The following is a 14,334-nucleotide window of genomic DNA, read 5'->3' on the forward strand; positions in this document are numbered from 1 at the left end:
CGTGTTCGCATCACGCCGCGCTCCGGACCACGTGATCGGGCCGCGAGGCGAACGGTCGATGACGCGGACAGCCGACTACACGAAGAGGTTCGCGCGCTCCAGGTCCTCCTGGAAGTCCACCTCGATGGCGTAGAGGTCGGAGATGTCGACAGGCTCGACGAGCATGCGGTCGTGGCCGATCGCCAGCTCGATGCCGCGCTCGAAGTAGTCCTGGTCGGCGACGCGCTGCAGCTGGCGCAGCAGGGCCGCCTTGTCGGTGCTGGAGACGTAGTTGATGCCGACGGCCTCGCCCAGACCGCCCTTGACGGTCTTGGAGAGCTCGTGGATGTAGCCCTCGGGGCCGGTCGTGTACTTGACCTCCTCGTCGGCGACCGACGAGGTGTTGACGGTCACGAAGGTCTGGTCGCGGGCGACCGTGGCCGCGGCACGCACGAGCACTGCGGGGTCGAAGACGACGTCGCCGTTCATCCAGAGCACGCCGCCGGGGCCGGACGCCTGCAGGGCGCGCATGAGGCTCTTGGAGGTGTTGGTCTGGTCGTACTGCTCGTTGTAGACGAACTCGGCGTCGGGGAACGCCTCGATGATGTGCTCCAGCTTGTAGCCGACGACGATCGTGACCGTGACGTCCTTGCCGAAGGCGGCGTGGATGTTGTCGAACTGCTGCTGCATGATGGTGCGGCCGTCGTTCAGCTCGGTCAGCGGCTTCGGAAGGCTCCGCCCGAGACGGCTGCCCATGCCTGCTGCGAGGATCACTACCTGGGTCGTCACAATCATCTCCTTGAATCCGCGCTGAACGTTGAGTGGCTGTGCAGCCGTCTGCGTGCTGTGCAGGGAGCGGTGGCATCCGGCGCCTGACCGCTCCGCCCGGAGCGTTCCCCGGGCGTTCATTCGCGCTTTACGTGTTTCGACACGCCTTCATGCCTCCGCCAGAATACCGGCGCCCCTCGTGCGGGGGCAGGGGTTGACCTCTGTTGTTGTCTGGTCGTTATGTTCCTCACAGGTGATTCCTAGGCGTGCAGATGTCCCCCGGTGACCCGCCGGGGGGTACGCAACCTCTGCTGTCTTGGTACGGTGGCGTGGTGAGTTCCGAGCGCGCGCAACCCGGCCGTACCGAACCGGAGACCGATGTGCCCGAACCGCGGGGGAGCGACGAGGGGGAGCCGATGGCAGAGGCCACAGAGACCGGAGCGGAGCAGGCGCCGCCTGTGCCGCGGCCCGTCCGCAAACGAGTGCAGCCGACGACGGCGGCGGCCTCCGCCGCCTCCAGCACACGTACCCCGACTCCGCGCAAGCGCGCGGCGCCCGCGAAGCCCCGCACGCCGAAAGGCGCGGCGACTGCCGGAGGGCCTTCCGCCTCCGAGGCGCCGCCCTCGGCCGAGCCCCCCGCAGCCCCCGAGCCGGTCGTCGACACGCGCCCGAGCGTGCTCGCCGTCCACGGGCTCAGCAAGCACTACGGCCAGATCGTGGCTGTCGACGACGTCTCGCTCGACGTGCGCGAGGGCTCCTTCTACGGCATCGTCGGCCCCAACGGCGCGGGCAAGACCACCACGCTGTCGATGATCACCGGCCTTCTGCGCCCCGACGAGGGCCGCATCGTCGTCCACGGCGTCGACGTGTGGACCGAGCCGGTGCGCGCCAAGCACGTCATCGGGGTCCTGCCCGACAAGCTGCGGCTGTTCGACCGCCTCACCGGCGCGCAGTTCCTCCACTACGCCGGCACCCTCCGCGGCCTCTCGGCGAAGACGGTGCGCGCGCGCACGTCCGACCTCGCCGTCGCTTTCGGCATCGAGGACGCCCTCGACCGGTTGGTGGCCGATTACTCGGCGGGCATGACGAAGAAGATCGCGCTCGCGGCCGCGATGATCCACTCGCCCCGGCTGCTCGTGCTCGACGAGCCCTTCGAGTCCGTCGACCCGGTCTCGGCAGCCAACGTCATCGACATCCTGCAGCGCTACACCGCCGCCGGCGGAACCGTCGTGCTGTCCAGCCACGGCATGGACATGATCCAGCGCGTGTGCGACAGCGTCGCGATCATCGTGCGCGGCAAGGTCCTCGCCGCAGGCACGATCGACGAGGTCCGTGGGGAGCAGACCCTCGAAGAGCGGTTCGTCGAGCTCGCGGGCGGGCGCAAGGCAGCGGAAGGCATGGAGTGGTTGCACAGCTTCTCGGACTGAAACTCCGCCTGATGGGCAACGCCTTCCGGCGCAGCCCCTGGCAGATCTTCGGCCTGACTCTGGGGCTCGCCTACGGCGTCGTGACGGTGGTGCTGGTCATCGGGGCGCTGGTGGCGGCCCGCCTCGCCCCCGTCGTCGCCGACGTGCACAGCGTCCTGGTCGTGATCGGCTCGATCGTCGTGGCCGGCTTCCTGCTGCTGCCGCTGCTGTTCGGCATCGACGACACCCTCGACCCGCGCAAGTTCGCGCTGTTCGGCATCCCCGATCGCCGGCTCGCCGTCGCGCTCGCGCTGTCCGGGCTGATCGGGATTCCCGCCGTCGTGCTCTTCGTGTGCACGCTCGCGACCGTGATCACGTGGTCGCGCGATCCGGGAGCGGCGCTGCTCGCAGTGCTGTCTGCGATCATCGTGGTGCCGACATGCGTGCTCGCCTCGCGGATCTCCACCGCCATCGCGTCGCTGTTCGTCTCGTCGCGGAGGTCGAAGGAGGCCGGCGGCGTCGTCGCGATCCTGGTGCTCGTGCTGATCGCGCCGGTGCTGCTCCTCCTGCTGACGGTCGACTGGGGCCGCGACGGCCTCGGCACCCTCAACGGCTTCGCCGGCTGGTTGCAGTGGACGCCGCTCGGTGCCGTCTGGAGCATGCCCGGCGCTGCGGCGGACGGCGCCGGCGGAGCCGCGTTCGTCCAGTTCCTCATCGCCGTGGCGACCGTCGCCGTGCTCTGGCTCGTCTGGCGCGCCCTCGTCACGCTGGTCGTCGTCGCGCCGGAGCGCGAAGCGCACGTGCGCGAGCATCACGGCCTCGGCTGGTTCGGCCGACTCCCGGGAGGCCCGACCGCGGCGATCGCAGCACGATCGATGACCTACTGGGGACGTGACGCGCGCTACTGGGTCGCCCTGGTGATGATCCCGGTGATCCCGGTCTTCGTGATCGTCGCCCTCACCCTGGGCGGACTGCCTCTCCACTTCGCCTCGCTCGTGCCGCTCCCTCTGGTGTGCCTGTTCCTGGGCTGGACGATCCACAACGACATCGCATTCGACAGCACGGCGATCTGGCTCCACCTGGTGTCGGGCACGCGCGGTTTCGCCGACCGGCTCGGCCGGATGTTCCCCCCGGTGCTGGTGGGCATCCCGGTGATCGCCGTCGGGTCGGTGGTCACCGCCGCCGTCTTCGGCGACTGGGCGGTGCTGCCTGCGGTCGCTGCACTGTGCGGTTCCATCCTGGTCATCGGCCTGGGGCTGTCGAGCATGTTCTCCGTGCTCTTCCCGTACCCGGCGACCAAGCCGGGCGACAGCGCGTTCACGCAGCCCCAGACGTCCGGCGCGTCGTCGGCGCTCGCCCAGGCACTGAGCTTCTTCGCCATCGTGATCCTCGCATCGCCCGCGATCGTCTTCCTGGCGCTCGGCCTGACGGTGAACCCGTTCTGGCTGGGCATCTCGCCCGTGGTCTCGGTGCTGGTGGGCTTCGCCGCGCTCGGCGGCGGTGTCTGGGCGGGTTCGCGGCTCTTCGACAAGCGCGGCCCCGAGCTGATGGCGTTCGCCAACCGCAACGACTGAGGGTCCGCCTCCGGCGCACCCGGCTGCGCCGCACACGCTTAGACTGGGACGATGAACGACGCCAGCATCCTCGAGCCGGGCGGAGAGCCCGGAGGCGGCGGCCTCAGCACGCTGGAGCGCGAGCTCCTGGAGACTCCGCAGATCTCCGAGCCCGGCGACCACGAGCGCTTCTCGCACTACGTCAAGAAGGAGCAGATCCTCGAGTCGGCGATGACCGGCAAGCCGGTGAAGGCGCTCTGCGGCAAGATGTGGACTCCGGGTCGCGACCCGGAGAAGTTCCCGGTCTGCCCCACCTGCAAGGAGATCTACGAGAAGCTGCGCGACGAGTAGTCGCCCGGCCGAGCTGCGACGCGGACCCGCTCAGGCGAAGATCGTCGGCAGCACCGGGTCGCCGCGGCCCAGTCGGAAGGCCTGATCGGGCAGTTCCCGCATCGCTGCCTCACGGTGCTCCCGCGCGCGCTTAGCGCCTTCCGCCCCGAGGTGCTCGCGGTGGAGCTCGCCGTCCGTGATCAGGGGGACCAGGAGGTCGCGCCCGGTGTCGTCGGGCGTGCCGCCCGCCTCGACGATGTGCACCACCTCGGCCACAGCTCGGCCGTCTGAGTCCAGCCGGCGAACCGGGTGCTTGCGGCCGCCGATGCTCGGCTTGCCGTCCGACTTCTTGGCGACAGCGACCCACTCGCCGTCGCCGTCGCGTTCGCGGTGGGCGACCAGCTTGTAGACCATCCCCGACGCCGGTGAGCCCGACCCGGTGACGACCGAGGTGCCGACGCCGTAGCTGTCGACGGGGGAGGAGGACAGCGCGGCGATGGTGAACTCGTCGAGGTCGTTGGTCACGGTGATGCGCGTCTCCGTCGCCCCGAGCCGGTCGAGCTGATCGCGCACCCGGCGCACGAGGTTCGGGAGGTCGCCCGAGTCGAGCCGGATCGCCCCGAGCCCAGGACCGGCCACCCGGACCGCGGTCTCGATCGCCTTCTCCACGTCGAAGGTGTCGACCAGCAGGGTGGTTCCGGGTCCCATCGCGGCGACCTGGGCACGGAAGGCGTCCTCCTCGCTGTCGTGCAGCAGCGTGAACGCGTGCGCGGCCGTGCCCATGGTGGGCACGCCCCAGGTGCGGCCGGCCTCCAGATTGGACGTCGCGCTGAAGCCCGCGACATACGCTGCCCTGGCCGCGGCGACAGCGCTGCGCTCGCTCGCACGGCGCGAACCCATCTCGGCGATCGGGCGCCCGCCGGCTGCGGTGACCATGCGGGCGGCGGCGGAGGCCACGGCCGAGTCGTAGTTGAAGACGCTCAGGATCAGCGTCTCCAGGATCACCCCCTCGGCGAAGGGCGCGTCGACGATCAGGAACGGCGAGCCGGGGAAGAACACCTCGCCCTCGCGATAGCCGCGGATCGTTCCGGAGAACCGGTAGTCGGCGAGCCAGTCGAGCGTCTCTTGCCGCACGACCCGGTTGTCGCGCAGGTACTCCAGCTCGTCGTCGCCGAAGCGGAACCGGTCGATGAGCTCGAGCAGCCGTCCCGTCCCCGCGAGGATCCCGTACCTCCGACCGGCGGGGAGGCGCCGGGTGAACGCCTCGAAGACGCACTCGCGGTCGTACGTCCCGTCGAGCAGGGCGGCGTCGAGCATCGTGAGCTCGTAACGGTCGGTCAGGAGCGCGGACGACGGCGCAGAGGACTCGGTCACGGCTCCACCTTAGCTTCGGGCCCGGGCGGGTAGGCTTGACTGCTGTGACGGATGCGCCGATTGGGATCTTCGACTCGGGGGTCGGCGGGCTCACCGTCGCCCGAGCCATCCGCGATCAGCTCCCGAACGAGTCCCTTCTCTACGTCGGCGACACCGCTCACTCGCCGTACGGTCCCAAGTCGATCGCCGATGTGCGCCGCTATTCACTCGAAGTTCTCGACTTCCTGGTCGACCAGGGCGTGAAGCTCCTGGTCATCGCGTGCAACACGGCCTCCTCCGCCATGCTCCGCGACGCGAGGGAGCGCTACTCGGTCCCGGTGGTCGAGGTCATCCAGCCGGCCGTCCGGCGCGCGGTCGCCGCGACTCGCACCGGCCGCGTCGGCGTGATCGGCACGGCGGGCACGATCTCGTCGCGCGCCTATGAGGACGCATTCGCCGCCGCGCCGTCGCTGCAGCTGTTCACGCAGGCCTGTCCGCGCTTCGTCGAGTTCGTCGAGGCCGGGATCACCAGCGGAGACGAGGTGCTGCGGGTCACTGCCGAGTACCTCCAGCCGCTCCGCGACGCCGACGTCGACACCCTCGTGCTCGGCTGCACCCACTATCCCTTCCTCAAGGGCGCCATCTCCTACGTCATGGGGGAGGGCGTCTCGCTCGTCTCGAGCGACACGGAGACGGCCAAGGACGTCTACCGCACGCTGGTGAGCGGAGGCCTCGAACGTCGCGAGTCCACGCCGCCGACCATCCGCTACGAGGCGACCGGCCTCGACGCCGACTACTTCCTGCGCCTCGCGCACCGCTTCATCGGCCCGGAGATCTACCGGGTCGACCTGGTGCAGACCGGCGTGATCGACCTCCCGCAGTGACCGCGGCCAGCCGGCCCGATCACGACCATCACCGACCCTCCGAGGAGACAACCGTGACCGAGACCACCCGTGCCGACGGCCGCACGCCCGACGGGCTGCGCCCCGTGACCATCGAGCGCGGCTGGAGCCGTCAGGCGGAGGGCTCCGCGCTGATCTCCTTCGGCAACACGCGCGTGCTGTGCACGGCGTCGTTCACCAACGGAGTGCCGCGCTGGATGGCCGGCAAGGGCCGCGGCTGGGTGACCGCCGAGTACGCCATGCTGCCCCGCTCGACGAACGAGCGCATGGACCGCGAGTCGGTCAAGGGGCGGATCGGCGGCCGCACGCACGAGATCAGCCGGCTGATCGGCCGCAGCCTCCGCGCGGCGGTGGACATGAAGGCGCTCGGCGAGAACACGATCGTCATCGACTGCGACGTGCTGCAGGCCGACGGCGGCACCCGCACTGCGGCGATCACGGGTGCGTACGTCGCGCTGGCCGACGCGCTCGAGTGGGGGCGCGACCATCGTTTCATCGGCCAGAAGGCCACCCCGCTGATCGACTCCGTCTCCGCTGTCTCCGTCGGCATCATCGACGGTGAGCCGATGCTCGACCTGGCCTACGTGGAGGACGTGCGCGCCGAGACCGACATGAATGTCGTCGTCACCGGCCGCGGCCTGTTCGTGGAGGTGCAGGGCACGGCGGAGGGCGCGCCCTTCGACCGCAGGGAGCTCGACGCGCTGCTCGACCTCGCGCTCGCCGGCACGTCGCAGCTGGCCGAGGTGCAGGCCGCCGCGCTCGCCTCCTCCGAGCTCGGCATCGAGGGCTGATGGTGCGCGTCGTCCTCGCCACGCACAACCGTCACAAGGCACTGGAGTTCCAGCAGATTCTCGGCGACGCCGTCCCCGGCCTCGAGATCGTCGGGTACGACGGTCCCGAGCCGGTGGAGGACGGCGTGACGTTCGCCGAGAACGCCCTGATCAAGGCGCGTGCGGCCGCGGCGCACACCGGCCTGCCCGCCCTCGCGGACGACTCCGGCATCTGCGTCGACGCCATGGGCGGAGCCCCCGGAATCTTCTCTGCACGCTGGGCGGGACGGCACGGCGATGCTCAGGCCAACCTGAGCCTCCTGCTGGATCAGCTCGCCGACCTCCCGGACGGCACGCGGGGCGCGCATTTCACGGCGACGCTGGCGCTGGTGACACCGGCGGGCGCCACGACCGTCGTCGAAGGCGTCTGGCCGGGGCGGATCGCTCGGGAGGCGGCAGGATCGCACGGGCACGGCTACGACCCGATCTTCGTGCCGGAGGGACACGACGCGACAGCGGCAGAGCTCGGCCCCGAGGTGAAGAACGCCGAGAGCCACCGTTCGCGTGCCTTCGCCGCGATCGTCCCCGCGCTGAAAGAGCTCGTGGCGGCCGGCTGAACCGCCCCATTGGGCGTCGACTGAGAATGAGAACGGCACTCATTCCTATCTAGCGGGATCGCTGGCGGGCGGCGCCGACTTCGACATACCGTAGAAGAATCATGAGTCACGATCACGGGCACTCCGCCAACCGCAACCGACTGCTGATCGCCATCGGCATCGTCGCTGTGGTGCTCGTCGTGGAGGCCCTCGGTGCGTGGCTCAGCGGATCGCTTTCGCTGCTGGCCGACGCCGGCCACATGCTGAGCGATCTCACCGGGCTCGTGGTGGCGCTGATGGCCACGATCGTGGCCGCGCGCCCCGCAACCGACCGCCAGACCTTCGGTTTCCGGCGCGCCGAGGTCTTTGGAGCGCTGATCAACGGGCTCATCCTCGTGGTCGTCGCGGTCTTCGTCACGATCGGCGCCATCGGGCGGCTCGTCTCCGGCGAGGCGGAAGTGCAGTCGGGGCCGATGCTGGTCGTCGCCGCCATCGGCCTCGTCGCCAACTTCGGCGCGCTGCTCCTCCTGCGGCCGTCCGCCGGTCACTCCATCAACATGCGCGGCGCCTACCTGGAGGTCTTCGGTGACCTGATCGGGTCCGTCACCGTCATCGTCGCCGCCGTCGTGATCATGGTCACGGGTTTCCAGGCCGCCGACGCGATCGCCTCGCTCCTCATCGCCGCCTTCATCGTGCCGCGCGCGGTGCTGCTTCTGCGCGACGTGGTGCGGGTGCTCAGCGAGGCTGCGCCGGCCGACACGGATGTCGCCGAGATCCGCGACCACATCCTGGGCACGGCCGGCGTCGTCGCGGTGCACGATGTGCACGTCTGGGCGATCACGTCAGGAGCTCCGGTCTTCACCGCCCACGTCGTCGTGGAGCCGGGGGTGTTCCGGTCGGGAGGAACGGGAAAGCTACTGGACGAGCTGTCGGGGTGCCTGTCGGCGCACTTCGATGTCGAGCACTCCACGTTCCAGCTGGAACCGGCCGAGCACGCCGCCCACGAGGACGAACTGCACCGCTGATGCAGTGACGCCGTTCGGGCGTCAGGACATCAGACGTCGGGAGTGGGGCGCGGCTCGGTCGCCGCTGCGGCGGCCGCTGCGGCTGCCGCTTCGAGGCGCTTCTTCTTCGCCTTGTGCATCGACTGGAAGTAGTGGAACAGGGTCGGGATGAGCGTGAGGACGACCGCCCCGATGAGGATGACGTCGATGTAGCTCGAGACGAACGAGGCCACGGGCGGGATGTAGCCGATCAAGTAGCCGAAGAAGGTGAGGCCCGCACCCCAGATCAGAGCGCCGATGGCGTTGTAGAGCGAGTACTTCTTGTAGTTCATGTGGCCGACGCCGGCGGCGACGGGGGCGAACGTGCGCACGATCGGGACGAAGCGGGCGAGGATCACGGCGAGCGCTCCGAAGCGGTCGAAGAACGCATTGGTGCGGCGCACGTTCTCCATGCTGAACAGACCGGTCTCTTTGCGTTCGAAGATGCGTGGACCCGCCTTGTGGCCGATCAGGTAGCCGGCCTCGCCACCCAGGAACGCCGCGAACGCGATCGCGAGGCATACCCACCAGATGTCGATGCCGAAAACGGGGTGATCGCTGTGCGTCAGCAGGCCGGAGATCACCAGCAGGGTGTCTCCCGGGAGCAGGAAACCGACGAGGAGCCCGGTCTCGGCGAAGACGATGCCGCACACCACGAGCAGAGCCCACGGACCTGCAGCGGAGATGATCGTGTGCGGGTCGAGCCAGGGGATGAGGCCGGCGTGCATCATCACGGGTCTCCAATTCGTTCGGTATGCGGACGTGCTGAGTTTAGTGGGGGCGGGCTGGACGTACCGTGCGAATGCGCGGGCGTTGACGAGCGCGGCGTCCAGCGCTGTCCGAGGATGAGGAACCTGGTCACGCGCGTCATCCGGAACAGCCGCTCCAGTGCGATCGAGCCGAACAGCGCGACGATCGTCGTCGACAGGATCGAGAACGTCACGTCGTGGATCCCGAGCGCGTCCAGGAGCGATCGACACCCCTGGATGAAGAAGAAGTGCAGCAGGAAGATCGCGTACGAGTGGGCGCCGATCCACTGGAGTGGGCGGGACGAGACGCGCACGAGCACGAGCAGCAGACAGAACAGGACTCCGGCGAGATTGCCGAACCAGCCATCCGCGGATGGCGGTGCGCCGAGGACGTTGAGGACCACTGTGGTGCCGAAGGCGAGCACGAAGCCGCCGAGGGCGAGCGCGTGCCACCACCGCCGGGCTCCTCGCCAGTCGAATCGCCGGCACGCGATGCCCGCGAAGAAGAACAACGACAGGTAGAGGGCTCCCAGGATCGAGGCGGGCGTGTAGTGACCCTTGGGCAGGAGGGAGGAGGCGACGAAGATCGCGCCGATCGCGGTGAGCATCCACGCTCGGCGGGAGAGCCAGCCGCGCGCGTCGAGGAAGGCGATCGCGAGGAAGCACCAGAAGATCGCCCAGATGAACCAGAAGTGCATGACCGGGATGATGTGCCACACCCACAGGGGGCGCAGGCCGCCGGTCGACCATCCGGGGATCAGACCGACCGTGAGGATGTAGACCGTGCCGACGACGAGCATCGGCAGGAGGAGGCGCCGCGTCTTCGCTCGGAGGAACCGAATCGGCGACGCCCCCGTCGCGACGGGGCGTATCGCGTACACGTAGCCGGACAGGAAGGTGAACAGCGGCATTCGCAGATACGCGAGCAGGTCCAGGCCGAACCTCCACGGATCGTCGGCGTACTCGAGGGCGACCAGGCCGACGCCGGGCGAGTGCGCCATCACGACGAGGATGCACGCAAGTCCTCGAAGGGTCTCGATCGAGGCATCCTTGGTCGAAGTGAGCCGAACGGACGTTGCAGCGCCAGACATCCTTCTCCCAAACTCAGGATTGATGTCTGAAACATTATTGTGTTGTCGGGCCCACTCGGTGCTGCGAAGCGCTCGCGCCCGCCTATTTCACCCAGGTGTTCATGCGGTGCGGGAGAAGGGACTCGAACCCTCACGCTGTGAAGCACAGGAACCTAAATCCTGCGTGTCTGCCAGTTTCACCACTCCCGCGGCGCGCTGCGGTGAACCGCCGCGCGGCTACGACAATAGCTCATCCACGCGCGGGGCCACCTCGCGGCCGAGCAGGTCGATCGCCCGCATGATGTGGTCGTGCCCGAGCGTCCCGTTGCTGAGTTTGACGTCGAACCGCCTCAGTCCCAGGCCGCGGGCCGCATAGGCGATCTTCTGGGCCACCGTCTCGGGGGAGCCGACGACGAGCGCGCCGTCCTCTGCAGCCTCGTGCTCGAATCGTGCGCGGGTAGCCGGCGGCCAGCCGCGCTCCCGGCCGATCCGGTTGGTCATGGCCTCCCAGTGCGGCCAGAGCAGGTCTTTCGCATCCTGGTCGGTCTCGGCCACGAAGCCGGGGGAGTGCACGCCGATCGGCAGGGTGAGGTCGGCTCCGAACTGCTCCAACGCCTTCCGGTACAGCTCGGTGAGCGGTTGGAACCGCATCGGGCCTCCGCCGATGATCGCGACCATGAGCGGGAGGCCGTAGCGTGCGGCCCTGACCACCGACTCCGGGCTCCCGCCGACGCCGATCCAGGTCTTCAGCAGCCCGTGCTCGACCGGGGGGAAGACCGATTGCTCGGTGAGCGGAGGCCGCAGCGCCCCGCTCCACGTCACGGGCTCCTGCGTCCGGAGGGCCGCGAAGAGGTCGAGCTTCTCGTCGAAGAGCTCTTCGTACTGCGCCAGGTCGAACCCGAAGAGCGGGAACGACTCGATGAACGAGCCGCGGCCGAGGATGACCTCCGCGCGGCCTCCGGAGACGCCGTCGAGGGTCGCGAACCGCTCGAAGACCCGGACGGGGTCGTCCGAGCTCAGCACGGTGACGGCCGACCCGAGATGGATGCGCTCGGTCTGCCCCGCGATGGCGGCGAGCACGACATCGGGTGCCGACACCGAGAAGTCACGGCGGTGGTGCTCGCCGATCCCGATGAAGTCGAGCCCGGCCTGGTCGGCCTGGACGCCCTCCGCCACGACGTTGCGCAGCACCTGCGCGTGGGGGAGCGGTGTGCCGTCCTCGTCCAGCGTCACGTCGCCGAACGTGTCGATCCCGATCTCCAGCCGTGCGGCCATGCCCGTCCTCCTGCTCGATGCGTATGCATACGAATCGAACTGTACCGGCAGGAACGCTATTCCGTCAGGCCGTCGGTGGTTCGGGGACGCCGCGGGAGGTAGCGGGGGATGAACCGGGCGAGCAACCCGGCACCGAGGAGGCCGAGCAGTCCCATCACGCCGCTCGCGAACGCGATCGACACCAGGCCGGTCAGCAGGGAGACGACGAGCGGAGCCGCCGCCTGCCCGGCGTCGCCGGTGAACCGCCAGGCGCCGAGGAAGGCGGCGGGAGCGTCCTTCGGCGCCAGGTCGGCGCCGAGCGTCATGATGATGCCGGATCCGATGCCGTTCGCGAACGCGAGGAAGAGCGAGACGCCGATGTACCAGGCGACGGCGCCGGGCAGGTCGTGGCTGAACGCCAGCACGAGGAAGCCGATGCCCAGCCCGAGCATGGACGGGACGACGCTCCACATCCGGCCGAATCGGTCCATCAGCTGTCCGCTCGCGTAGAACAGGGCGAAGTCGACCGCACCGGCGATGCCGATGATCAGGGCGGTGTTCGACTCGCTGAGGCCGATCGAGACCGCCCACAGCGGGAGCAGGACGGTCCGCGCGGAGCGGACGGCGGCGACGAGCGAGATCCCGGAGCCCATCCGCGCCAGGACGCCGCGGAACGCCCAGATGGTCGAGAACAGCCCCCTGGTGCGTTCGTCCGCGTCCTCCTCGCCGGCCGTCAGCGGCTCGCCGTCGGGCCCGGGGGAGGTGAGGGGCCGGCCGAACATGCGCTCGGGATCGGGCAGCGCCAGCAGCACGACGACAGAGCCGAGGCAGCTGACGATGAAGATCCAGAAGACCGACTGGGTCGAGCCGGTCAGCGCGATCACGCCGGAGGCGACGAGCGGCCCGATGAACCAGCCGGCCCGGAAGATCCCACCGAGCGTCGACAGCGCCCGCGCCCGGTAGCGGACGGGGACGTAGGTCGTCATGAAGGCGTGCCGGGCGAGCGCGAACACCGCGGTGGCGAGACCGACGACGAAGATGCCGACCAGGAGGACCCAGTAGTTCGGCGAGAGCAGGCAGACGACCACCCCCGCGACGGCGACGGCCGCCGCGCCGATCATCGCCGACCGCTCGCCGACGCGCGAGACCACCCAACCGCTGGGGATGTCGCCGGCGAGCTCGCCCAGCATCAGCATCGAGGCGATGAAGCCGGCCATGGCGAGCGTGGCTCCCAGGTTGCCCGCGGCGATCGGGATGATCGGGATGATCGCGCCCTCGCCGATCGAGAACAGCAGGGTGGGCAGGAAGGCGGCGAGAGCGACGGCGCGGAAGGAGAAGGGGCGCTCGTCGGAAGTCATTTGCTTAACACAGTACAACTGTCGGGTCGGCGTGCCCCGGCCGGTAGGCTGGAGGACGCCATGATCGAACTTGACCTCTCCCCGCAGATCGCGGACCTCCGCTCGACTCTCGCCGACATCGTCGCCGTCGTGAATGTGGAGAAGCTCCGCGCCGACATCGCCGACCTCAGCGAGCAGGCCGGGGCGCCCGACCTCTGGGACGACACGGTGAACGCCCAGAAGGTGACCAGCGCACTGAGCCACCGGCAGGCGGAGCTCGGCCGCATCACCTCGGTCGAGCGTCGTCTCGACGACCTCGAGGTGCTCGTCGAACTCGCCAACGAGGGCGACGACGAGGAGTCCGCCGCCGAGGCGCGCACCGAGTTGGAGGCCCTGCAGAAGACCTTGGGCGACCTCGAGGTGCAGACGCTGCTCAGCGGCGAGTACGACGAGCGCGCGGCGATCGTCACGATCCGCTCCGGAGCGGGCGGTGACGACGCCACCGACTTCGCCGAGATGCTGATGCGCATGTACCTGCGCTGGGCGGAGCAGCACAAGTACCCGGTCAAGGTCATGGACACCTCGTACGCGGAGGGCGCCGGGATCAAGTCGGCCACCTTCGAGGTCGACGCCCCCTATGCCTTCGGCACCCTCTCGGTGGAGGCCGGCACGCACCGGCTCGCCCGCATCAGCCCGTTCGGCTCGGCCGACAAGCGCCAGACCTCGTTCGCCGCGGTCGAGGTCATCCCGCTGATGGAGGAGGCGACGGCCGTCGAGGTCCCGGAAGGCGACATCCGCGTCGACGTCTTCCGCTCGTCGGGCCCGGGTGGTCAGTCGGTCAACACGACCGACTCCGCCGTGCGCATCACCCACCTCCCGACCGGCATCGTCGTGTCGATGCAGAACGAGAAGTCGCAGATCCAGAACCGCGCGGCCGCCATGCGGGTGCTGCAGACCCGACTGCTCCTGCTGCAGAAAGAGGAGGAGGCCGCGAAGAAGAAAGAGCTCGCCGGCACCATCACGGCCAGCTGGGGCGACCAGATGCGCTCCTACTTCCTCTACGGCCAGCAGCTGGTGAAAGACCTCCGAACCGGATACGAGTCGGGAAACCCCGCCTCGGTCTTCGACGGCGACCTCGACGGCTTCATCGCCGCGGGCATCCGCTGGCGTGCGGGATCCAAGGACGACGACTGACCCACCGGGCCGGCGCCCTCCGTTCATAGC

14 protein-coding genes and 1 tRNA gene are annotated in these 14,334 nt (G+C 69.3%); 8 read left to right on the top strand and 7 right to left on the bottom strand.

What is annotated here, in order from left to right; translation table 11 throughout:
* Positions 1-75 precede the first annotated feature (75 nt).
* Positions 76-768: a phosphocholine cytidylyltransferase family protein gene (locus tag KNO15_RS18540; protein WP_241705272.1), complete on the bottom strand. Its 693-nt coding sequence runs from the start codon at positions 766-768 to the stop codon at positions 76-78.
* Between the two features lie 395 nt (positions 769-1,163).
* On the opposite strand from KNO15_RS18540, the gene KNO15_RS18545 reads away from it, so the two are divergent.
* From KNO15_RS18545 to KNO15_RS18555, 3 genes are read left to right on the top strand one after another with little or no spacing between them, the layout of a single operon-like run.
* Positions 1,164-2,174: an ABC transporter ATP-binding protein gene (locus KNO15_RS18545; protein WP_241705273.1), complete on the top strand. Its 1,011-nt coding sequence runs from the start codon at positions 1,164-1,166 to the stop codon at positions 2,172-2,174.
* Positions 2,175-2,185: 11 nt separating this feature from the next.
* Positions 2,186-3,727 (top strand): hypothetical protein, encoded by a 1,542-nt coding sequence (locus KNO15_RS18550; protein ID WP_241705274.1) that lies wholly within the window; start codon positions 2,186-2,188, stop codon positions 3,725-3,727.
* A 51-nt stretch (positions 3,728-3,778) separates the two neighbouring features.
* Positions 3,779-4,057 (top strand): DUF3039 domain-containing protein, encoded by a 279-nt coding sequence (locus KNO15_RS18555; protein ID WP_241705275.1) that lies wholly within the window; start codon positions 3,779-3,781, stop codon positions 4,055-4,057.
* 30 nt (positions 4,058-4,087) lie between these two features.
* Here the strand turns inward: KNO15_RS18555 and KNO15_RS18560 are convergent, their stop codons facing one another.
* Positions 4,088-5,410: a nicotinate phosphoribosyltransferase gene (locus tag KNO15_RS18560; protein WP_241705276.1), complete on the bottom strand. Its 1,323-nt coding sequence runs from the start codon at positions 5,408-5,410 to the stop codon at positions 4,088-4,090.
* Positions 5,411-5,454: 44 nt separating this feature from the next.
* Here KNO15_RS18560 and murI point away from each other — a divergent pair, with 44 nt between their 5' ends.
* From murI to KNO15_RS18580, 4 genes are all read left to right on the top strand, one after another.
* Positions 5,455-6,273, top strand: coding sequence for a glutamate racemase (murI, locus tag KNO15_RS18565; protein WP_241705277.1), 819 nt, complete (start codon positions 5,455-5,457; stop codon positions 6,271-6,273).
* Positions 6,274-6,326: 53 nt separating this feature from the next.
* Positions 6,327-7,082, top strand: coding sequence for a ribonuclease PH (gene rph / locus KNO15_RS18570; protein ID WP_241705278.1), 756 nt, complete (start codon positions 6,327-6,329; stop codon positions 7,080-7,082).
* Positions 7,082-7,678, top strand: coding sequence for an RdgB/HAM1 family non-canonical purine NTP pyrophosphatase (gene rdgB / locus KNO15_RS18575; protein WP_241705279.1), 597 nt, complete (start codon positions 7,082-7,084; stop codon positions 7,676-7,678). The genes rph and rdgB overlap by 1 nt, the downstream gene beginning before the upstream one ends.
* 101 nt (positions 7,679-7,779) lie before the next feature.
* Positions 7,780-8,682, top strand: a complete 903-nt coding sequence (locus tag KNO15_RS18580; protein WP_241705280.1) for a cation diffusion facilitator family transporter — start codon at positions 7,780-7,782, stop codon at positions 8,680-8,682.
* A 29-nt stretch (positions 8,683-8,711) separates the two neighbouring features.
* On the opposite strand, the gene KNO15_RS18585 is transcribed toward KNO15_RS18580, so the two are convergent.
* The 5 genes from KNO15_RS18585 to KNO15_RS18605 all read right to left on the bottom strand — a co-directional run bounded on the left by KNO15_RS18585 (position 8,712) and on the right by KNO15_RS18605 (position 13,131).
* Positions 8,712-9,431: a DedA family protein gene (locus tag KNO15_RS18585; RefSeq protein WP_374113186.1), complete on the bottom strand. Its 720-nt coding sequence runs from the start codon at positions 9,429-9,431 to the stop codon at positions 8,712-8,714.
* Positions 9,431-10,540: an acyltransferase family protein gene (locus KNO15_RS18590; protein WP_278046577.1), complete on the bottom strand. Its 1,110-nt coding sequence runs from the start codon at positions 10,538-10,540 to the stop codon at positions 9,431-9,433. Before KNO15_RS18590 ends, KNO15_RS18585 begins: the two co-directional genes overlap by 1 nt.
* A 107-nt stretch (positions 10,541-10,647) precedes the next feature.
* Positions 10,648-10,729: transfer RNA gene (locus KNO15_RS18595), tRNA-Leu, on the bottom strand.
* 27 nt (positions 10,730-10,756) lie between these two features.
* The gene (locus KNO15_RS18600) at positions 10,757-11,794 is read right to left on the bottom strand and encodes an LLM class flavin-dependent oxidoreductase (protein ID WP_241705282.1); all 1,038 of its coding nucleotides are present in this window, start codon (positions 11,792-11,794) and stop codon (positions 10,757-10,759) included.
* Between the two features lie 56 nt (positions 11,795-11,850).
* Positions 11,851-13,131 carry an MFS transporter gene (locus KNO15_RS18605; protein WP_241705283.1) on the bottom strand — a complete coding sequence of 427 codons (1,281 nt, stop codon included), beginning with the start codon at positions 13,129-13,131 and terminating at the stop codon, positions 11,851-11,853.
* A gap of 60 nt (positions 13,132-13,191) precedes the next feature.
* Between KNO15_RS18605 and prfB the strand changes: the two genes are divergently transcribed.
* On the top strand, positions 13,192-14,304 hold the full coding sequence (gene prfB / locus KNO15_RS18610; RefSeq protein WP_241705284.1) for a peptide chain release factor 2: 1,113 nt from the start codon (positions 13,192-13,194) through the stop codon (positions 14,302-14,304).
* Positions 14,305-14,334: the final 30 nt, after the last annotated feature.

Source organism: Leifsonia shinshuensis, assembly GCF_022606355.1.
Taxonomy (GTDB): domain Bacteria; phylum Actinomycetota; class Actinomycetes; order Actinomycetales; family Microbacteriaceae; genus Leifsonia; species Leifsonia shinshuensis_B.

Coding starts and splice junctions, on each gene's coding strand:
- KNO15_RS18545 (WP_241705273.1), top strand. CDS start 1,164: ATGGCAGAGGCCACAGAGACCGGAGCGGAGCAGGCGCCGCCTGTGCCG.
- KNO15_RS18550 (WP_241705274.1), top strand. CDS start 2,186: ATGGGCAACGCCTTCCGGCGCAGCCCCTGGCAGATCTTCGGCCTGACT.
- KNO15_RS18555 (WP_241705275.1), top strand. CDS start 3,779: ATGAACGACGCCAGCATCCTCGAGCCGGGCGGAGAGCCCGGAGGCGGC.
- rdgB (WP_241705279.1), top strand. CDS start 7,082: ATGGTGCGCGTCGTCCTCGCCACGCACAACCGTCACAAGGCACTGGAG.
- KNO15_RS18580 (WP_241705280.1), top strand. CDS start 7,780: ATGAGTCACGATCACGGGCACTCCGCCAACCGCAACCGACTGCTGATC.
- KNO15_RS18585 (WP_374113186.1), bottom strand. CDS start 9,431: ATGATGCACGCCGGCCTCATCCCCTGGCTCGACCCGCACACGATCATC.
- KNO15_RS18590 (WP_278046577.1), bottom strand. CDS start 10,540: ATGTCTGGCGCTGCAACGTCCGTTCGGCTCACTTCGACCAAGGATGCC.
- KNO15_RS18600 (WP_241705282.1), bottom strand. CDS start 11,794: ATGGCCGCACGGCTGGAGATCGGGATCGACACGTTCGGCGACGTGACG.
- KNO15_RS18605 (WP_241705283.1), bottom strand. CDS start 13,131: ATGACTTCCGACGAGCGCCCCTTCTCCTTCCGCGCCGTCGCTCTCGCC.
- prfB (WP_241705284.1), top strand. CDS start 13,192: ATGATCGAACTTGACCTCTCCCCGCAGATCGCGGACCTCCGCTCGACT.